This window comes from Variimorphobacter sp. HTMS_6, assembly GCF_059717775.1.
Genome location: NZ_AP046094.1, coordinates 1,541,985 through 1,564,543 on the forward strand (window position 1 = coordinate 1,541,985; position 22,559 = coordinate 1,564,543).

The 22,559-nt window shown below is 32.0% G+C and carries 18 protein-coding genes; all 18 read right to left on the reverse strand.

The window, feature by feature from the left end; translation table 11 throughout:
- Positions 1-686 precede the first annotated feature (686 nt).
- Positions 687-1,814, reverse strand: coding sequence for a hypothetical protein (locus AC6IWN_RS06880; protein ID WP_497991633.1), 1,128 nt, complete (start codon positions 1,812-1,814; stop codon positions 687-689).
- Positions 1,815-1,832: 18 nt separating this feature from the next.
- Complete coding sequence (locus AC6IWN_RS06885; RefSeq protein WP_497992184.1) at positions 1,833-2,807, reverse strand: AbiH family protein; 975 nt, start codon at positions 2,805-2,807, stop codon at positions 1,833-1,835.
- Positions 2,801-3,073, reverse strand: a complete 273-nt coding sequence (locus tag AC6IWN_RS06890; protein ID WP_497991634.1) for an AbiH family protein — start codon at positions 3,071-3,073, stop codon at positions 2,801-2,803. The genes AC6IWN_RS06885 and AC6IWN_RS06890 overlap by 7 nt, the downstream gene beginning before the upstream one ends.
- A 259-nt stretch (positions 3,074-3,332) precedes the next feature.
- Complete coding sequence (locus tag AC6IWN_RS06895; RefSeq protein ID WP_497991635.1) at positions 3,333-5,189, reverse strand: AAA family ATPase; 1,857 nt, start codon at positions 5,187-5,189, stop codon at positions 3,333-3,335.
- Positions 5,190-5,259: 70 nt separating this feature from the next.
- Positions 5,260-7,995: an AAA domain-containing protein gene (locus tag AC6IWN_RS06900; protein WP_497991636.1), complete on the reverse strand. Its 2,736-nt coding sequence runs from the start codon at positions 7,993-7,995 to the stop codon at positions 5,260-5,262.
- Positions 7,996-8,581: 586 nt separating this feature from the next.
- Positions 8,582-9,466 (reverse strand): hypothetical protein, encoded by an 885-nt coding sequence (locus AC6IWN_RS06905; RefSeq protein ID WP_497991637.1) that lies wholly within the window; start codon positions 9,464-9,466, stop codon positions 8,582-8,584.
- Between the two features lie 296 nt (positions 9,467-9,762).
- Positions 9,763-10,236, reverse strand: a complete 474-nt coding sequence (locus AC6IWN_RS06910) for a hypothetical protein (RefSeq protein WP_497991638.1) — start codon at positions 10,234-10,236, stop codon at positions 9,763-9,765.
- Positions 10,237-10,376: 140 nt separating this feature from the next.
- A complete protein-coding gene (locus tag AC6IWN_RS06915) occupies positions 10,377-11,282 on the reverse strand; it encodes an FRG domain-containing protein (protein ID WP_497991639.1) in 906 nt (301 codons plus the stop codon).
- A gap of 44 nt (positions 11,283-11,326) precedes the next feature.
- A complete protein-coding gene (locus AC6IWN_RS06920) occupies positions 11,327-15,979 on the reverse strand; it encodes an ATP-binding protein (RefSeq protein WP_497991640.1) in 4,653 nt (1,550 codons plus the stop codon).
- A gap of 715 nt (positions 15,980-16,694) precedes the next feature.
- On the reverse strand, positions 16,695-17,519 hold the full coding sequence (locus AC6IWN_RS06925) for a linear amide C-N hydrolase (protein ID WP_497991641.1): 825 nt from the start codon (positions 17,517-17,519) through the stop codon (positions 16,695-16,697).
- Positions 17,520-18,022: 503 nt separating this feature from the next.
- Positions 18,023-18,196, reverse strand: a complete 174-nt coding sequence (locus AC6IWN_RS06930; protein ID WP_497991642.1) for a hypothetical protein — start codon at positions 18,194-18,196, stop codon at positions 18,023-18,025.
- A 3-nt stretch (positions 18,197-18,199) separates the two neighbouring features.
- Positions 18,200-18,439 carry a hypothetical protein gene (locus tag AC6IWN_RS06935; protein ID WP_497991643.1) on the reverse strand — a complete coding sequence of 80 codons (240 nt, stop codon included), beginning with the start codon at positions 18,437-18,439 and terminating at the stop codon, positions 18,200-18,202.
- Entirely contained in the window at positions 18,436-19,380 is a 945-nt protein-coding gene (locus AC6IWN_RS06940; RefSeq protein WP_497991644.1) for an MFS transporter, read from the reverse strand. The genes AC6IWN_RS06935 and AC6IWN_RS06940 overlap by 4 nt, the downstream gene beginning before the upstream one ends.
- Positions 19,381-19,628: 248 nt before the next feature.
- The gene (locus AC6IWN_RS06945) at positions 19,629-20,069 is read right to left on the reverse strand and encodes a GNAT family N-acetyltransferase (protein WP_497991645.1); all 441 of its coding nucleotides are present in this window, start codon (positions 20,067-20,069) and stop codon (positions 19,629-19,631) included.
- 98 nt (positions 20,070-20,167) lie between these two features.
- The gene (locus tag AC6IWN_RS06950) at positions 20,168-20,629 is read right to left on the reverse strand and encodes a GNAT family N-acetyltransferase (RefSeq protein ID WP_497991646.1); all 462 of its coding nucleotides are present in this window, start codon (positions 20,627-20,629) and stop codon (positions 20,168-20,170) included.
- A 55-nt stretch (positions 20,630-20,684) separates the two neighbouring features.
- Positions 20,685-21,314, reverse strand: coding sequence for a methyltransferase family protein (locus AC6IWN_RS06955; protein WP_497991647.1), 630 nt, complete (start codon positions 21,312-21,314; stop codon positions 20,685-20,687).
- Positions 21,315-21,343: 29 nt separating this feature from the next.
- On the reverse strand, positions 21,344-21,955 hold the full coding sequence (locus tag AC6IWN_RS06960) for a LysE family translocator (protein WP_497991648.1): 612 nt from the start codon (positions 21,953-21,955) through the stop codon (positions 21,344-21,346).
- Between the two features lie 27 nt (positions 21,956-21,982).
- A complete protein-coding gene (locus tag AC6IWN_RS06965; protein ID WP_497991649.1) occupies positions 21,983-22,507 on the reverse strand; it encodes a GNAT family N-acetyltransferase in 525 nt (174 codons plus the stop codon).
- Between the last annotated feature and the right edge of the window lie 52 nt (positions 22,508-22,559).

Consider the following 22,559-nt stretch of genomic DNA (forward strand, 5'->3'; position numbering starts at 1 on the left):
TTTTTCAACCGGCAAGATAGGATAGCTACTCCTCTGATTCGGCATTTAAATTATTAACCATATTTTACCTTTAATACACTCGGCAGAGAATTATAGATAAAAAATGGACGCCATCATCTAATATTGACAGCATCCATTTTTATTTAAAAAATTATATAATCATAATTATCCGCTTTAGAATTATTATTGCATCAGCCTGAAAGCTGGTACCCTTTTCAAATGCCCTATGGGAATGCATTATAAATATTAATGGGAAGTTGAGAAATTATAAAATTATCGTTAAAATATCTTTTTCTCAATTATCTTATAGTCACATTAATATAATTATGGTCACGTTGATAACTGCTCTTTAAAAAAAATACTGGGGCATGAAAGTATTGCCACAACAGAAATTTATACACATATTGATAAGAATAAATGCATTCTGCTGTCAATTTCAATCCTTTAGCCAAAATATTCTATTGAATATCATGGCTTATTAAATATAATGAAACCATTAATTAATACAATAAACTATGGAATATAGTTTTCATTCCTATTAAAAAGGTATTCTTAATACCATATTTCGACCACTTCTCTTTGCAAATTCAAATTTTCCTTTGATAGCTTTACTCGTAAATATAAAATACAATAATCCACTTTTCCCCTATTCATAAAACTCTTTATTCATTGTTTTGTGAGGAAGCTTACTTATTTTTTAATGACTTCCAATATTTATGAACATTCCTTATCTCTTTCGGTTTTTTTATTACTTTCTGTGCTGCATCAGTATCCTCGTTATTGGCTGCATAATATATGACTTTCCTAATCTCTAGATTATTATTTATGGCATCAAAGATATGTACATCATTATTTGGTGACATGCCTATTATATATAAATCACCGACTAGATTCTCAAAAAATGGAAAAGGGTATTCAGAATGACTAAGTTCTGGATGCGTTAACTTCGCAAATACTGAATTATAAGCATATATTTCTTTTTCATCAATCGATGTTCTTAGTTGTTGAAATCTTGTATGGAATTCTGTATCTAAAGGATTATTGTATCTTTCTATCATCTGGCTCAACCCAAAATTTCCATTAGTATACAAATCCATAATGCCTTTCTTATAAGCCCCGGAATACCCCATAATGGCATTACAATACAGATGCTCCAACCCTTTGATATATGTTGGTGGATTTGGTTTATGTTTTGCTATATACCCATTGATGGTTTCTTCTCTATATGTATCATCTAGAACATCGAATGAACCATGCAAGTGATGTACTGGCTTATCTGTCAGCTTATCCAAATTAGTATCATAATTAACAGTAAAGATATTATCATACCAATCTAGTTCTTTTCTGAGGCAATCCATATTTGTATAAAGTGTTTCTATCTTCCCCTCGTTATAGATGGCATCCAAGAAGATATACTTCAAGGCATCAAAGATTGTATGCTCTGGCAATGCATCAGCACCGAACTTGTTATTAAACCATTTCATTACATAAAAATAATCTTCCATGCCCACTTCTAAGATATCGGGCGATTTACCCTTGTAACGAGATATTATTTCAAGTAAAATCTTCATATCTTCTGCATCACTTGTCCACCTAAATGCCGTTATTCCTCTTAACATTTCTTTAAATTGTTCATTTAAACCAATGATAACTGCCTTTATCTCTGACGGCTCTACTGTATTTAAAAAGACCTCGCGGAACTTGTCTGTGTCTAAGACTTGTAATAAACGTTCAATAATTTTATAGTTACAGTAATCAGAATTACCACTAAAAGCTATATTTATCCCGTTACCAAATAAGACTGATTTATTCATTTCATTTTCCTCACACACCTAATAATTACTCTTTTCCATTGATCTTTGTTGTTTAAAAGTTATCGTTTTACCCGGACCACCTGTTCTTCGGATAAGCTCTTCCTGACCTATAACCTTTACCAAATTAGCAATCTGCTGAGCATATACCTCTTTACTATGATGAAAGATTGTCGTTTGTATATTATTATTTAGAATTAAATCACGCAGAATGTCTTTATCTGTTATATCAAGGGAATGTCCAAATATATATAAGTTATGTAATTTCAAACCTATTACTTTTTTTATAGTAAGTGCTGCTATGTTATTAATCATTGAATGAAGGCTATCGCCCGGATAACTATGCATTCTTCCATTTGCTTCTTCTTGCGTTTCTATATAATCAAGATATTCCGCTTGTACCTCATATACCCAATCCTTATAAAGGGAACCTGTCTGTTTATGAATTCTTTGGAAGTACTTTTTAAATGCTATAAAATCAACATCAAAATTTTTTCTGTCTTCTGACAAATATTCATCGATACCTAAGACCAATCTATTATCCTCAATTGAATGATGTTGTTCTGCTCGTCCATGAATAAAGTCATATTCTATCTGTTTCCCTTTTCCGTACAGTTTATTATAGGTATCTGTATAGTTAAAGCTTAAAATTTTATCGGGATTTAAATCCTTTATATCTGGTGACACAACTTCAATCTCTATTTTGTTAACATACTCTATAAGGTAATATTCTAAAGTCTTGATTAACTTATTAAGGTCGTCAAATAGCCTATCTCGAATTTCTTTAAATGTGATATTTCTATTAACACTATCTATAAATTGTGCAACAAATGTATAATCGCTATAATATTCTGCCAAAAATGGATTACTGAGGTTTCCCATATTACTATGTAATGAAATTCTTTTTTTATCTGATTCATTCATATCTTCATCAAGCGATTTTATTACTGATGCAATTTCACTTTCAAAGTCTATCCAGCCTTCTTTAATTAATATTTGGTTCCTGTGAAATACTCAACCCATATATTATTACCAACCAAGTCCAACCAAAAATGTTTACTTTCAGGGCTTGTAATAAAACAACTGTCGAGATTTGTTTGAATTAATACCTGTATCCATTTATTTAACTTGCCCCAATGTACTTTATCATTACCTTTTTCAATAACTTCTCGAACTACTCTGATAAATTCTAAGAAATCAGAATATTTTGTGGGAAGATCATGAGTGAGGTCAAAACCATTACCTAATACTAATATCTCCACTGTCTTTTCCTACCGTTACTTTTATATTTTTAATTTGCGTATTATTAAACTCCTAATATAGCTAAAACATGTAATTATTTACAACTCCCAGGATTCTCTATTACTTATTTGTACAAAAGATACTGTTTTGCATAACTACATACCTTTATAAACAACTATAGAATTATTAATGCATCAGTCCCAAAAATGAAACCCTATTTAAATGCCCAATGCGAATGTATAAAAATATTAATTAAAAACCATTAACTAATATTATATACTATGTAATACAGTTTTCGATCCTTTTAAAAAGGTTTTTAAAATTTTCCAAACATACCTTACCACAAATGTAAGATTTATCTTCAACAGCGTTGCAGAATAACTTTGCAGTCAACGTTTTCCCAAGCTTAGCTGAAATATTTTTCTCTTTTTTAAAGCGTTCTATTTCTTCTCTTGTTACTACATCTTCTATAACAAATGGATTTTTTAAATAATCTTTATTATCAATACATTCTTGGGATACATCTTTAATATAAAGGTATTGTTTACCCATCTCATATAAAAAGTCTTTTCGGAGAATTTCTCCACTTTTAGTTACACCTTCATTATCATAATCAAATATTGCAATATATTGACACCCCCAACCATGTAAGATGGAACATAGATTCAAACAATTTGTTGCTCCATTTGAAGGAATAAAAACAAATCGGTGTAAATCAAATTCTAATTGTTTTGCCATTAAATGTAGGTAAATATAATCACTAACTCCTTCAGTTACTATATTTATCTTGTCTTTAGCAGGGCCAAAAGTATCATTTAGATTCATCCCAATTGCATTGATTATAGGAGTAAGAGTATCTTCTTGATTTTCTTGATGAATTCTTGCATCATAAGCGGTTTTATAAATATATGTATAGCCTAGAATGTCTTTTTCAATAGCACGAATTCTATGTATACCACCATTATCGATATTTAGCATATATGGGGAATGTGTTGTATAAATCACTTGATTCCCCTTGCTAACTAAATCTTCAAATAAATTGATTAGTTCCTTTTGGGCATTGACATGTAATGAAATTCCAGGTTCATCAAATAAATATACAACATTGTTTTCTAAAGAATCGTTTGCTTTGGCATCTATGAAAGTGTTTAGATACCAACGAAGTCCATTGCTTCTCTCAGATAATAGCATATTTTCACCATCCCCTGATTGAACGGAAAAATATACAACATTAGCATCAAAATCTACGGTTAAAAATACATGTTCCACAGTGTAGAAAGTACTAAAATTTTTATTAATTATTGTATCAATGTTTCTCTTTATTTTGCTTCTTATAGTCGTTTTATTGCCAGAAATACCTGATTGAACAGCCATTAAAAATTCTTCATTTGTGACTTGTATCAAGCGGATAAGATCAGATAAAAGGCTACCAGAGTATGAGGCTGGAGACTGTAACTCTTTCTGTATTTCTTCAAAATTATACTGAGATTTTAAAACTTTATCTGAATTACGATAAAATATTTTCGGAAATAATGAAATTAACTTATTCCATAAAGGTTTAACATTACTTATTGAATTTTTTATTTCTTCTCGCCTATCAAGTTGAGCATTTGAAGTCCATGCTTCAAATGCTTTTAATGCTGTGTCCATTTTGTAGAAGTTAAGGTTATCCGTTTGCTGTAAAGCCGAAATATATAAATTATAGTTTTTCAAGTCCTGATCACGTAATTGAAAAGGATTATGTTCAAATGATGTAACAAGGGCATCTATTTTATCTTTAATATTATTGTTATAGTAATCTACAATGCCACCCACTGCATTATAATTGTCTTTGGTAATAATTATCTGTGAATCTTTAGTGATTTTCATAGTATCAATTTCAGTTTGATTCGGCTTAAGAAAAATAGAAAATTTAATATTCGTTTCCAATCCATTATTACGATTTATATTTTCATTATTAAATGCAGAGACCATACTTTTAAAAAATGAAATTTTACTCAATCCATCAAGTATATTACTCTTTCCACTTTCGTTTTTGCCAATAATTGCAGTAACTCCAGGTTCTATAATAATTTCTGAGAGATCATATTCTCCAATTGATTTATAATTCATAAGTTTTACTGAGTGAATATACATAACAACTTTATACCTCCAATTTTAAATTGACTGAATTAGTATATAACAACAATGCCTCTTTTTTATTAGATTACATATATTTTTCAAGTGCTCGCTTGATTTTATCAATCTCAGCGCTACCATTTGTCGGTAATCGCAAAAATGGAATACTATAGAGATTCAAAATGTGGTCTTTCATCCGGTCGCGTTCATATTGACGTGTTCCTATCTTGTGGTTATGGAATCCATCGACCTCTATTGCAAGGACTGGCGTCTTACTAATTCTGTTATATATAAGAAAATCTATATGAGTAGCTGTATTCATTACATAACGACACTCTTCATCATTCAGAAACTTCGGATCTTTAATTAACATATTGAGCGGTTGATGACATATTATATTCAACAACAATTGCGGTCTGCTATTCAGTAGGTCTACAATTGTACCATACATTAGGTTTTCTGAATCGTATGCAGAAATTCGTGAATGCCGTTTCAGAAATGCAATTCTGGCATCTGTATATTGTTGATACAATAGATCAAATACTGAATAGATTTCGCTTTGAACAACTTGAAAATTATTATATTCGATATAAGAGATAAGATCACCAATATTACTGTCTACTGGCTGTTCATTACCTGATACGATGAGACATAGTCTGCTCTTGGCGCGAGAAACTGCCACATTCAAAAGGTTTGGATCATCGGAAAAATCCGTTACTTCATCATCTACTGTAGTCAGCAAAATAGTGTTTTTCTCGCGTCCCTGATATTTATGTACGGTATTTACTTCGATTTTTTCAGTATCTAATTGTTTGGCTATGGCAGCTACCTGGTTCTTGTAAGGTGCAATTATTCCTATGTTTTCAGGTGTTTCATCTTTAAGCATTGGAAGCGCTTCCTGAATGGTAATATCAATTTGACGCTGGTTAATATGATCTCTCCGATGATTACCAACATTAGTTTTAATAACAGACAGTGTATCTGTTTCACCATGATCTTCCGTCATTATAACTAGATTATTGTTATAAAATTTCTGATTGCAAAAACCGATAATTTTTGGATGACAACGATAATGTTCCCTTAGTAACGTCTGTGGTGCGTCTTTAATGATGCTGCAAATAGATTTAAGGAAACTATTTTCTGAGAAAGAATAACCAGGCGGTAACTTGTAGGAACTAAAAATGGCATCACTACGTCTCTTCATATCATCTTTAATTACGTTAGGCAGTTGATTGAGATCTCCAACGATAACTGCATTTTTTGCAGAGGACAAAGCCAAGGCACCTGTGGCTATATCTACCTGTGAGGCTTCGTCCATAATTAAGTAATCGTATGTCACATCCTTAAGACAGCTCTGTGAAGCAAACGTTGTGCTAAGTACAATGGGATACTCCTTCAAAATATTATTTGAACGCTTCCATAAATCATCACCGGAGAAGGATAACCGCTCGGAACGGTTGCCATATCGCTCAAACAATTTATCTCTTAAATAATCCATTGATAAACTTATGAGTTCATCCATTTTTCTTTTGGTATCATTATCCGCTAAATATTTTTCAAGCATTTCAATTTCTAAATTCAATTCCACCTGTCGCGCATGATAAAAGCGACTTTGCAATAGTGTTATAATAGCTGATAGACTATTTTTATAAAATTTCCAATCAGATATTCCGTAAATAAAAGCGCTTTTAATTTTGAACCAGAAAGTTATCGACCTATCCTTTTCAGAGAATTCATAACATTCCTGCCAAAGCTGCATTAGTGTTTCAGATTTTAGGTTATGTCGAGATTTTATATCTGCACAATTTAGCCCTGTGTCGCTACAATATTGATTAAAATACTTAATTTCCAAAGTCAAAGAATTCAGCTCAAGCCGAGCTTTTGCTAACATTTCCTGTTTATCAAACGATTTTGAAATTGCATCTGAATGGCTTTGGATTTTATCTCTTAACGCATTTTGATTCGATGCATCCAACTTCCAGCCAGATAAATCCGGATAACGACCGCTTTGATTTTGAACAAAGATTTCCTTGTTTTTTGAATTACCCAAAGGCGCAACCAAAAACCCTAAGTTGTATTTGGAGGAGGTCAACTTTTCTAGTATATTTTCTGTTGCAGAGTTATTATTAGAAACTATCTGTACCGTCTTGCCATCTATCAATAAATTCGCAATGATATTTAGGATGGTCTGGGTTTTACCTGTACCCGGTGGTCCTTGAATTACACTAACCTGATTATTGATCGCATTATTTACCGCTTTAAACTGGCTAGCATTTACACCAAATGGGAATATAAGAGAACGCTTATTATAAGTGCATATTTTATGTATTTTGGGATTCAAATATATAGCTAATGCAGTATTATTACCCACAAATTCAATCTTTTCATACTGCTTCTGGAGTAGGATGTCTCCTTCCTCACTTCTGAGTTCGTTTATAGCAGCTATCTGACGTAAATAGCCCATACCATTCTGAGCCTCTTTATCACCAAGACAAGAGCATACAACATTAAGATCACGCTTATCGTAGGTTCTTTCACTTCCATCTGAAAAACGAATATACCAGAAGTCTGTTACTTTTGAATGAAAGATGGAGATGACCTGAATATTGAATAGTTCACGTCCATTATGTATAACTCTAAATAAACTTGGATTCAGAACTTCAGGATTTCTTATCCATTCTATAGATGTATAGCCATATGGGTACATTTGTCCATTATTGAATGTTACGTTATATCTACCAGTATTAGGATCATACCTGCAAAATTGAACATCACCGGTTATGTCTTTGCCATTATTAATAACTAAATTTTTACTTTTGTTCATTTTGTAACCTCCGGGTAATGGATAAATAAACATTTAAAGTTAAGAAAGATACGTTATAAACATTATGGAAAGTTCAGTTTCTTCATGAAGATATAGTTTGGTATACTTCAATATATTTGAATTTAATTAAAAGTTTTTTAGGAATCAAATCATAGTCAGAGCTCAATTCATCAAAAACTATTTTATATACTGGAATATTCAGCACATGAGCTATTTTAACAATTCGATCCTCATAAGTGGGCATACAGTTCATACCAGTATATATTTCTTTTGGTACCGCTGATAGATAAGGCATACCCTCAGCATTTGCCCCTACTGTACACCTAAATTCGTTTTCGTAACTCTATGAAAGATGCTTTATATTGCAAAATAAAGTTGTCAAATATACCAACGATAAGTCATCCAATAATATTTGCTTTTTCCCCTCTGCTAATTGAGTGTCTAATTCTCGTAATACTTTATTTGCTTGTTGATTCATCAAGCTAGTAACTTTTTATTTCGCTAATGCATGACCTAGAGTAGACTTTCCACCTCCATTCAGCCCCAAAATAGCAATCCATTTAATCTTTCTTTATACCCACATATTCTAATTTGTAGTAACACTAACATTATATAATGATGATACATTTTTAACTACCAAAGGATAGATTGTATATTCCCATGGTATCAATTTAAGTAGATATGGAATATTTGCTAACCTTATTATTTCAAAGCCATCTTGATATACGAAAATTACATACTTGATTTTATTTTTAAATTTATAAATAAAATCAAGCAATATCTTATCTCTTGTTAACCGATAACAATGTAAATTTTCTTGTTCTCTCATATCTCCTTGTGACATTCCATTAATCCAGCCTTCATATACATTCTCTACCATGCTAAGAGCATAATCCGAATATTCAATTAAAAATATCCCAACATCTTTTTTACCTGTATATTTATTGAGGCTATTTATATGATTTTCCCAGTTATCTTCAAATGACTTTATAAGAAAAGAATGACTATGTTCTGGATTATCTATTATCCATTGTTTTGAACGCACCTCATCATAACTAGGTATTTCATTCCATTTTTGTTTTAAAATTTCTTTTTCCTTATTTACGTTGGAAATAAAGCAATTCATTTTTTTTATATGTTCCGCACCCTTACGTGTGATTTTAGATGATGATACTTGAAAATGTTCTATAAAGCCATAATCAAATATAAAATCTGGAAATTCACTTGTTTTAACGTTAGGTTTAGCAAAACGTAATATCTGTTCTATTTCGTTTCTGTCTTCTTCTAATAACCCAAAATAACTTTTATGGCATTTATCGTTAATAAACCATATTTGCTCCTTCGCAAATTCATTATCGTCTACTTCGGTATATGTTTTCCCCGTAAATGGGTGGAGTTTGGGTGTACCATCACTTGTAAATATTTCTTGTTTTATAAAATCTAAACAGTTCTGCTCTTTGTCGCCTCTCATTTCTTATCCCTCTATTTCAACCACGATTTTATCTATATTTTCATATAATATAAATTTTTAATGTTTCAATGGTAACCGCTTACTTTCAATGCATTTTCCTACAAATCAAGCTATATATCCTAGCATTCAGTTAATCAGCTATCATAATGTATTAGATAAGTCTGGATGATATAGCTACAAATTCAAATTTGTCTGTTACTCTTAATTTTATTACCTTCATAAATATAATGGGAGTTTCACCCTAATCTATACAAATTGAAATTTGTCTTCGCACAAATAAAACTCTTATATATTTACTACAAGTATTGACAGATTATTTCGTATACTTCAATTAATGTTTTTTGGCGTTTACTCGGATGTCCCCCAAAATTAGTAAATTCATTCTGATCCGTAAAAACAGTATTTTTCTCTGGTTGTCTCTCAAAATCAAATATTTTATGTATTGTTCCTTCTATACCAACATGTACTGCTTGTACCTCTTTTGAAGAGACTAATTTATTTACAAATTGGTCTCCTGTAATGTCGATTACAATCTCATTATTAGTTAATAACCACACATGATGCCATTGTTCATCGCACTTACATTTGCCTTTCATTTGATATGTTTCTATATCATTTTCAGACAAATACTGTCCCAATAAGTCACAAGTAAGGTCACAACATTCATTAGGAAATCTTGAAAACGGCGGATGTTTTCTCATTTCTCCACTATCATAAGCAGCCTCTATAGCATTTCTAAATTGTTTAGCCAATCGTTTAATCTCTCTCATTATAATCTCCAATATGCTCTACGAATTTGTCATTAGTTTCACTGATACAAATTTAAATTTACTGTTACCTATGCTTACATTACCCCATAAATATAATAGGAAGTTAAAACAAATCCATTTCCATTTGTAAAACAGAAAAATTAGAATCTTGCAACTGCTTCTTCATAATCGAAACGATATTTTCTTTCTATATATTTACCGATTCCATCTAATCCAGGAAATAGAGTTTTTTCATTTATTCCCATTATATCTAGTGTTCTAAGTATCTCCTGCTTACAATCATTATAAATTTCTAATTTTAATATAATTCCTTGCTCTTGCATTTTGCCAAATGTCCTTTCTCCATTTGAGTCAATATTTGAAAGTTGCATGTAATTTTTCTCAAGAATCATCTCTTCTAATGCTTCACATTTACTTCCCCAAACCATAAAGTAACTGGACTGTGCACTCATACGGGCATCTATATAAAGCGGTTGATATAAGGTAGGGTAATCAAATATAGGTTTACCAGCTAACATTTGATTGAAAATTTCGGACCTTTTCATAGTCTTGATAGTATCTTTATCTAGTTTTTCAATATTTTTATGATCGGAAAATCGTATATAATTACTTATATTTAGTATCCATACAGCCGGATTTTCTTCACCCTGTGCACAGCAAGCAAAAAAAAGTGCTACTAAGGGATTACCTGTCCAATCCAGAAAACGTGTTGGTACGCCAAAGTGTTGGGCATATTCTGCCCAACGATACCAATCTGTGGCAGGGATACTATTTACAATCCCGGATGCTTCCGCAATGAAATTTTTCAATATACTACTTTCCGTTGCCCAAGCCGTATATTTTTGATTGCTGATCTCCTGTCCATCAATATTCGTGTTATAATTTCGTAATATATTCGGTAATAACGGATAGCTTTTTTTACCTATTCCTCGAAAAACAAATTTCTGAAGAACTGGTACATCCGAAAAGACATTTGTAGGATAACACATAGATAATTCATCAATTATTCCAATAAAATGCTGTACTCCTTTAATAACAGTTTCCATTTTGTGTAATCCCTCCTAGTAACTTTGTTTAATCAATTCATCTATTATAATTTAGCCTGGAGTGTATCCAGCTTGTCACAAAAATCAGTCCATCCTGCAACAGCTATTTCTTTTTTAAGCTGAAATATTTCTTCTATTCCAAATATTTCTGTACCGCTTAACCACAAACAATGCATTTTCAAAATTTCATTTAAAGCCCTTATATTATCCTCCGTATCAAATCGTGAAAACAATGCAAATGTAAAATGTTCTAAATCCGTCATTAGACTATAATATATAGATGTCCACCCCTTATTCCTATAGAGATAAAAAGTATTAATTATACTACTTAATACATCTTTGACCTCATCCTCAGTCAAATATGGAAATAATTCTTCGTATAATCTATTGCAGCCATCATATTCCAGAGGATTAGTTTCTCTTTTATCAAGCATTTGCATTATTTGTGGCTTATATTTCAAAATGCAATGAGGTTCTCTGTTTTTTGCCACCTGAATAAAATATTTAATATAATCCCATGAAAATCCATTCTTACCAAACTGTGCTACGATATAAGAAAACATTTCATCAAGAGCCATTTTACTTGTAATATTAATAAAATCATCCATATTCCCAGGATACTCTGATTCATACCATCTGCTCGGAATAATGCAGCTATGTTTCGAACTATTTAACCGCCCTTGTACATATTCATGATGAGCCATTTTGTCCATTTTTTCTTCTACTTTATCATACCCTAATCTCTGAGCACATAAATTGATTGCTTTATGAATATCGGAACAGTAAATTTTATTCCTGGTATTTTTGTTATCGTATCGCTCCGCATATTCGTCTAAAGCAAAATAGTTAGAAGCCTTTCTCCATATTTGCAGTAGTTCTTCTTCTGTAAAATCACCTGTTTCCAACGCCGAGATCACTCCGTCAAATGTCAATTCTCTCCAGTCTGTTTCAGATGCTTGAACCATATTTGCAAATTGATAAAGACTACAAGCCCCCATTTTTCCTGCCGCCGCCGCTAATGCACTGCCAATTTGAATAAATGCCCTGTTATCTCCAATTCTGGACGCATATTCAGAAATATTCATAAGTAAACGTCCCTCTGTTTTCCAAACTTCATTTTTATTTCTTGCAATTCTTTCAAACCATTTTAACGGATTGAAAAGACTATAATCTTTGCGCCCTACATATCCAATTCTTCTTACATTAAGTAATTCTACAGCCTTTTGCGCTCTTTCTTGCCATCTCATTTCTTTTGCAATATTTAGCAAAACTCCTGAGATATACTCCCTATCAGACAGATCCTCTATCCATATTTTACCATTATATCCCATCCACATATCAAAATAGTTTTCAACTAAATCAGTCTTACCTTGGACACACAAATATAACCAATAACTTTCAAAAAGTGCCACCTCGCTATAATCTTCTGCTTTAGCACAAAGCTTTTCTTTTAGCATATTTATAAATAATTGAGGAAGCCTATCATTAAGTCGAATGATACTTTCCAATATTCTTTTTCTAAAAAGAGTGGTTTCAATTCTATAGCATCCATTATAATATTTTTCTTCCAAAATTATGTCTAGCAAAACCATAAAATCTTCCAAATTAAGTCTACTATTCACATTTAGTAAAACACATTGTTCGATACGGGCTATATTAGCAATTGCCGTCAGTATATTCTCTGCAACAATCTTATCACTTTCATACTTACTTATACCGCATTTCTCTAATGCACTCTCTCTTAATTCAAAAAATTTTGTTTCCGAGATAAATGATAATACATACATAATATCAGATACTACTTTAAACTGCTGTCTTTCTCTATCAATTTCATTATACTTCCGTTTCACCCACTCGTCTGGTATAAATGCATACTCTTTATCTCGAATATCCTTCAACCAATCTTCACATAAAGCTACCCTATTATTTCTTACTGCCCATGCACATGCAGCAAGCTTATTATATTCTGAAAATGCCTCTCTTTCTTTTCCGCATAGAATATATTCGATTTCTTCCAACCGATTGCTCTTTATAACACACTGAAAGAAATCCTCTATGTCTGCATTATAATAGTAGGTCAGATTTTCTAAAGTGTAATCTAATTGAGGTATTCCATTAGAATTTTGAGCTTCTTTTAACCAGCCCTTATAAAACTGTGCTGCCGCTCTTTTTTCTTTATCTTCTAAATAATCCACTTTTTCCGGTTTCACTTGAAACATGCGGGCATATTTCCCCCATACTTCAAGAATATCATTTAATTCATCTATTTTACATTTCATTTCCAAAAGATCAAATAGCGTCTTCGGTGATCTCATTCCCATCCAACGTTCTAAAAGACACTTTGCTCTGGTTTGGTACCCATGTCGAATCAATGACTCCATATTTCCAAACATGCTACTGAAATCATCGATTGAAAGAAGTGTATCTGAAATGGTTCTTCTTTCACTTTCCAGTGCGAAAGGAATTTCAATATCATACTGGTATTTTATATCGAGCCATCGTAATGATTCATCATGCTGTTGCATAGTTGTTACGGCACAGCTAAACTTCAGAATTTTTCTTTTATCCTCAACTACATTAAGCGACTCCAACGTAGACAACATTTGCTGCCGAATTTCACCCAGATCTCTCTTTAAAGAATAAGCTTCAATTACATACTTACTGGTAAATATATCCACATATTCATTTTCTCTTCCGGCATCCTTTAATAGTTTAAAAACTATTTCATGTTTAATTATCGCATCAAAACCATTTTCAACTAAGAAATCTGCTATTTTACCATTTATTTCTGGCATCATCTGGTTTGCCTTCTTGTAATGAGCCGCTAAAAAAATCCTTACATCATTATGAAATACGCTATATCCGAATTTATCACATTTAATAATAGGAAACAGATTTCTAAGAGTATCTTCACACTGCCAGGCTGATATTGTATTATCAAATATTTCCGTAATAGTTTGTGCAGATATTTTTCTATTTATAGTTGAAAAAACTGCTGACAAGTACATATCTATAGTATATCCAACATCTCGTGTCCGTTGTAATGCTCTCTTCCAAATATATTCATAATATGATTGAATACCTGAACTTAATTTTTTTACATTACTATTTCTCTCATAATCATCAAAAGCATTATATTTCGAAGCTTCCTGCATGGCAAAAACTGCCGAAAGTGTATTGCCTTTGGCTATATCAGCAACATGGTTTATCACTAACGATTTTCCTAATTCGTCGTATTTCATTAACTCATTGTTTGCTTCATACAATAATTCCAAATCTTCTATTTGTACATCGGGTACTTCTATCAATTCTATTCTATCTGAATCAGATAGAAAATCCGGATATTCTGTGAACTGATGTATCGGCTGCCCGGCAAGTATAAAACGCACATTAGCTGGTACTGCTTCCGGAGGTAATAAAGTATGTAAAAAAGTATGTATTTCTCCACACCTAGCGGCATGATCAATTCCATCAACAGCAATAACTGTTGGTTTTCTTGTAATATCTGCCCAAGCGGATGACAATCTCATAACTTCATCTCTGAGACTATCAACAGAATCAATCAATTCTATTGATATAGGTACACGATACTCATGAAGTCTACCACTGAACAACTCTCGAAGCATAATTAATAAACTACCCCAGAATTCTTTTTGATCGCTAATACCTGTATCTGCTGATATGTATAAATCTCCTGGTATAATTGGTTTAAATGCATGGAATCGTAAAGTAATGATACTTTCCGGCTTACAAGCTAAATAGCTTATCACATTAGTCTTTCCACATCCTGGATTACCAGTCAAAAAAGCCACTCTTGATTTTCCATCTAATATTTTTTTCTCTAAACCACATATAAATTCAATTCTCGATTTAAAAAAAGGCTCGCATAATGGTAAAATGTGTTCCCCTTTTATATCATCTCCGCTCAAAGAAAGTGCCTGCATTACATCTTCTTTTTCCACCTCCTTTTTATCACAGATAGTAGTTGACCACCACATTAACTGATAGCATAGTTTTTGATGTAACTCTACCGCTTTTCTATGTGTTGTCTTAAATATTTCTTGAAGCCCATCTGCAATTGCATTAATCATTCCATCTAAATCTTCCTGATCTGTTACTAAATCAAAATTCTGCAAAAAATGAAACTGTTCTTTTTCATCAAGAGCTCCCATGTACTCTTTCCAGACTTTCCATGCCTCTTGCCATTCTTCTTTCACAACAAGTTTATTAATGTCTGCTTGTTTATAATCTTCTGCTTGTGTCAAATCATCCACTTGTTTCTTTATGGACTTCCAAAAAGATGCTAAAGGTGGACGTTGCCATTCCTGCTTTGGCGTATATTTTCTATCTCCTATTTTCCTGTTTGTAAACAAAATCACTCTGTTTTTACCAGTATTTTTTTTTGATAATTCTTTCCACTCAGATGAATATTTATAGAGATATGACTTTTCTTTTTCCCCCTCAATCATATCTGAATAAGCTAATTTATCATTCTCTCGCGTATGTTTTACCTGAATATATTCTATTATCCCGTCCTCATAAGTAATAACCACATCATCCAAACTTTGATTCTTATTTGATTGTAAAACTACATTTTTTATATTATTATCTGGATTTAACATTTTTACCATATACAACAATCCTACCGACCATTCAAACCAGTATGGAGTTCCTGTTCCAGCAGTCAAATTACACATACAAACACCCCTATAATTATTTTTCATAACAAAACAAATTCTTCTTACCATCTATGAAATATTTTGTTTTATTGAACAAAGTATTTTCCGTAATTTTTATCTTCGCATTATTGCTATAACCAGTATGACAGTATGACTACTTTATATAAATTATAGTTCATTCAAATACAAGTTTCCAATATATTCTAACATAAATCCAGAAATAATACCATGCATTTCCATATCTATTTATCTACTCTAGTAAAGTAATAAATGTATAAAAGTAGTTCTCAATTAAAAAAGATTAAAGTTGTTAATCATTAATCTTCATAATTATGCATTGATTATTAAATTTGACATTTTGAATTTCTTGAACCTTATAGAATATTTAAATCACTGTAAATTAAGGGATTGATAAAGATTTAATAATTTTCTATAATTAGAATAATAGAATATTACCAATTTTACTTCCACATTTTTAGAGCAACATAAAAAATCCCGTAGATACGACTTTTTACCACTTTCTCCTCAATTCTACGGCATTTAACCAGTTTTACTTCCACTTTATAGCCATTTATTAGGAAGTAAACAAAAACAGAAAAAGTGGTAAAAAGCTTGATTTTGCTTAGCTTTTACCACTTTAATTATTTACCACTTTTACTTCACCCGACAATCCTTGTCTGAGGAAGTAAATCTGGTAATATTTTTGTCCTATCAATTGATTATCTTTATATCTTCACTTATATAGATTAATAAGATCCTTCACAAATATTTCGCCATTTGTAAATTGAATTTTATTATTGCTTAATAACCCATCCAATGATTGAATTGTTTTTTCAACAATAGAGATCTTCCATTTTTTTTCGAAATCTGTTTTTAAACTAATATAAGCTTCATTTTTTAATGGCTCAAATACTATTGAACACATAGTTATCTCTTGAGAAGTTCTTTTTAAAACTTCAAAAGCTTCATTTATCCCAAAGCTATTAATATTATTACTGATATATTTATGAGCACAAATATATCGATCTGCACCGCATCCATATACTTTGTCATAATTTAATTCTTGGAAAGCTCCATTTGGAAAATTAGTCATAATAATAAAATCATTCTTAATTTTACTTATTATATTTTCATCTATTCCTTCTTCTAGAATAAATGCATCACCATATTTATCTGCTATAATAGTGTGCAGCCCATAACCTGGAAATAATGGATTGCTAGGAAACACTATTATTCTATTGTTAAGAATTTCAAAAAATTCAGCTGCTTTTTTTGTTTCCTTTAATGACTCATCAAAAATATCAAAGGCAAATACATCATTTTCACTACAACTTGGTTTAAAACATGCACTATATTCTAATGCCTGAGTATAGATAAAAAGACCGTCACTATTAACACCAGCGATATCAATGTATTGATTTTCAATTAAGCCTGAAAAAGTAAAAATGTTTTTATCATTATGACTATTAATTTTCAGTTTTAAATCAATATCATTACTATCGAAATTCATACCATATATGATTTTTTTTTGTCCGTATACTGCAAAGCTTGTACACATGTTGTAATTTCCTTTCAATATATATATTTGTCATATTAAATGCTTAGAATTAAGTTTCATTATATTTATTAAACATAATGGGATTTTCATGTTTTCACTCCGCCTAAGAATAATCATTGTCAATTAATACAGGTTACATTATATTTAACTTAATATTGTTGATTAATGATACAATCAAAGGCATAATGATCAATCCTATTGTGTATGAGCAAACATTAATAAGCAAAGACAATAAAATGGCTCTGCTTCGATTATATTGCATCATTAAAATTATAATAAAGGCTTCAACAATAACTACACATACCTCTAAAACCAGTACAACAACCAAATAATTTACTCGACCAAACCAAGTGACATACAGTACTAAAAGCAGATTTAAAAGTGGATTGGTCAACAAATTACATAGGAATATCGTGTAGGTCAGTTGTTTTGATTTAAAGAATAGAGATATACCGCATTCAATTAACTCTGTTAGCAAAAAGGCGGAAAAAATCAATAGTAGGTTACTCATCTTTTTGTGCTTGCGAAGCATCTTTATTGTTCTTTAAACTTCGCTTTACTAATATAATTGCTACTGCCACAACGGCAGCGACAACAATTACCCCCACCAATAATGTGCCTGCCGGTATATCGGTAATTGTTTTTTCAGGGATATCAGAATCAAGTAAAATAAACATTGCTTATTCCTCTCCTTTTTCTTGTACATCGTCTACTGTTTCGGAAGTTGATGCACTATCCTGATGTTTTTGATCTGAAGGTTGATGCTTATTTTGAGATTTCTTATTGTTAACGCTTTGCTCAATCAAACAAAATGCTACAATAACAGCGATAATAACAGCGACTATTAAAAAGGGTAAAACCACATCACTTAATGTGATAGACGGCGTCGAAATATCGAGATAGATTAACGGCATTTTCATTGCAATTCCTCCTCATATTTTGTAGAACGGTTTGACGCGGTTAAATAAATACTAATTGCTGATATTAATGTAAACGTTATGAGTAAAATTGGACGTAACGATGATGACATGATGAAAAAGAAACAAAAAGCAGTCCCAATAAAAAGCGTAAGCGTTGTTAATCCAAAACCTAAGCCCGGATTATTCGGAAGCTTTGATACGATAATGCAAAGGGTTATAGATGTTGAAATGTTAAAAAGCAAAAGGCCGATACAACATAAAATCACATTGCTATTATACAATGCCAGTAACGGTGCAGCGATCATTAGTGAAATAACCGTCACATTTTTCGCACCATATTTATCTGCCAACAATCCACCAAAAAATTTACCTATAAAAACACATAACGTCGGCAACAGGGTCAGCATATACGAAGTTCTCCAGGTTATCGGTGTGTAAGAACCTACTAATGCTCTGATGATAATTGTAATCATACAAATATAGATGACGATGTCTGCACGATTTATAATTGCCGGTTTCATACTGAACCTCGCAACCTTGACAAGATCTTTTGTATTGCAATAAGTTAATTGTAAACCAGCACAAATTATTAAAAGGGTAATCAAGAACCAAGCCGGCAGTAAATTGTGCTTTCCGGTAAGTGTACCGATTGTTACGCCTATCGCACCAAAGGAAATGAAAATTCCGCTTCTAGCATATCTCCCATTTGCGTTCACAAGGGAATCGATTCCGCCTCCAATATGAAAGAAAGCATTGCCAAGTGCGCACATAATGAGCTTTACCCATGCGAAACAAGGAAGCGCAACTCCCAAAGCAACCGCTAAAGTACCCATTATCGCAAAATATGTATAGGATATCTTTGTTTGATCGGCAAGGTATCCGATTGGTACTTGTAATGCAAAAGCAATAAAATTGTATATAAGAAAACCTATAGTTATCAACGAGATACGATTGACATCATGGGAAAAGCTACCCATCAATATAAAAAAGCAAGCAAAATCAACAGTAAAATGAGAAATTGAAAAAATGGCAAGTTGTTTTTTGTATTTGATAATTCTTCACCTTCTTTAGCATATTTGATCTATATAACATGAAATCAATATACCATAATATACCAAATATTACAATGATGTATCTGCTTTGTGGCTACTATCAAGTAGAATTCAAAAGTATTAATTTTCTATAATTATTATATTAATCTTTGGCTCATAACTATCATATATTCAGAAGTTTGAAACCCTTTCTTTTGATAAAATCCTTCGGTACGTTCTCCTTTAGAAGTTATTAAATAGATATTTGATACATTAGTATTCTTTAATGTTGTTCTTAAAGAATCTAATAATTTGGTTCCATAACCTTTCCCCTGTACGTTTGCTCTAACGCAAAACTCTTGAATTTGAAAATGAATTCCATCAAAATATTGCTCCTTTTGGCCCCATATCATACCGATTAAAATATCATTATCAATCAGCGCTTTTCCGACAAAGGTGTTCGTTTCCATCATATTCTTGATTCGAATCCTTGCTGTTTCTTCTGTCCAGCTGTCATTCCAGGGATCCGAATTAAACACTGCAACAAATAATTCGACATATTTTTCTAAATCTCTTGTACTCATTTCATTTATTTCCATATTATGTCTCCTTATACAATAATCCAATTCGGATTATATTATTTATTGTTTTATTTGTAATTTTTGATATTAATTTTACTTAAAAGCTCATTGTCAAATCAGTTAAGATTCAGGATCATACCTTCTTCTGTTTTAACAAATCCCATCTTTTCATATAAGAACCTTCCGGATTCTGTGGCATCCAGTGAAATCTCAGTGACTCCTTTTTGTTTCGCCTCTTCGATCAATATATTCATCATATTTAGTGCGATACCTTGCCGGCGGTAAGCGCTTCTTGTATATACGTTCATGACATGCGCCCTGTTTCCGCTGGGATGGTCAAATGTTGGCATAAGATTGATATAACATATGGTAGCACAACCAATGACCTCATTATCAAAATCATCAATAGCTAACATGGTAGATTGATTTCCATTTTTAAAATACTCTTCTGTGCTCTTCATAAATGCCTGGCTAAATAAGGTATCTTCAGGTAAGTTGTTTACTACTTTCAGCATTTCAATTCTGCTATGCATTACGGAGTCGAGCTCATTTGCACTTGCTTTTACAAAGTTAATCATAGAATCTCCTTTTAAATTTATCATTAGAAAGTAAATGAATTAGTATAACAAAGTATTATAAAATAAATCCTGTAATACTGAGAATGAAAATAATTAGTAGTATTGCAGACTCTGTTTTGGTAAACAGCATGCCTTTTACATCTTTTGAATATTGCGTATAAGCGTCACCGAACAATGGTTTAAGCTGCTTATTCTCTTCTATCCTTGCATTTACATATTGCATTATTATTATAAGGAAAGCGAATAATAATCCATCGAGTGAACGAAGGGACATCATAAAACCTGCTTGCAAGATAATGAAGGTTCCATACATGGGATGACGAACCTTAGCATAATAGCCATTTTTAAGCAAAGTCTTCGGGGTAATGCCCTTACCCCTTGCTTGATGGTTTTGAAAGGTTATCGTAGAAAGCCTTAATGATCCGTAGCAATTTATAATTAGCCCCGTGATAAAGTATAATAGATCAGCTTTTGTAAAACTTAATTTATCGATATAGAACAAGGTATTAGAGTCATTCCAGGGCTGGATGTCCGGAATATACTGAATGAGAGATTTACATATGTAATATAACAACAGATAAACTACTACACCCCATATTAATCTAATGAATTTCATGATAATGTTATTGGATTGTAATATTTGATACTGTTTATCGAAATGTAACTTTTCCTCATACTTTAACATAAATTCACCCCTAATAATTGTTTAACTCACTAATTAGTTCTGCGTAACATTAGTCGTAGACCAAAATATATAATAATACATCCGACAATTATATTAAGTGCATTCATGATAACCGGTGATAAGAAGCTGCTAATCACGGTACCAAGAAACGCTATTACAGATAAAAAGACAATAGTGGACATTACACAACCGAATCCGAAGTAACCAAGTTGTATCCGGTTGTAATTATTTTCAATAACTTGAGTGGAAAACACGCCGCTCCAGAATATTATGGTTAAAGGATTCGATGCTGTTAATAGAAGCCCTTGAAGAAAGATACCTTTCTTATTCCCTTCCGATAATAAATGAATACCTGGTAACATATTGATATGAAAAACGCTCCCAATCATATTAGTGCCAAATAATATTAATACAAATGCACCGAATATCTTAATGAATGTTTTAACGTTTTTCCTGTCAATGATTGCGCTAACACCGACACCGGATAACGTGATAAATAATAAATCTACTAAGGTGATAGCTAGAACCAGCGATAACCCCTTATCAATACCGTATTTTGCGGACGTATTGAACACTAGTAGGCACATGGGACCAACGGCCAACTGTAACAACATTCCGAATCTGAAGCCTTTTAAAATCATATTTTTCCTCACTACTAATTTCACCTATTATGTATCGATTTCAAGAGAATATTTTAATTCCTCTCGCTCTTCCTCTGATAGCTTGTTTTTGCGTCCCCATCTTCTGCTTTCCAGTGACATTCCTAATTTCTCCATGACTCTGTAGGAAGCAATATTCTCGCTGTCACAGAAAGCGACAAATCTATTGATCTTAAGTTCCTTGATCGCGAACTTTATAATTTCACTTGTGGCCTCCACTGCATATCCATTACCCCAGTAGTTCTTATGAATGATCCAGCCCAGTTCTCCAACCTTTCTCTCTTCATCTAGATAGATGCAAGCTCCACCGATATGTTCCTCTTCAAGGAGGATAGCAAATTCATAGTATTCAGGGTCTGAACTGTGCCATTGTGATTCCACATCTTCTAAAAAACTTTTTGTTTCAGATATATCCATATTCGGGAGATATACCATAAATTTTGCGTTTTGCGAATCACCGGAGTATGCGTGAGTTGAGATCAGATATTGAGATCCTAATGGAACAAGTAATAATCTTTTTGATACTAATTTCATTTCCCACCGTCCCTTTAATAATTGATAATCTTTCGCAATTACTTATATTCAT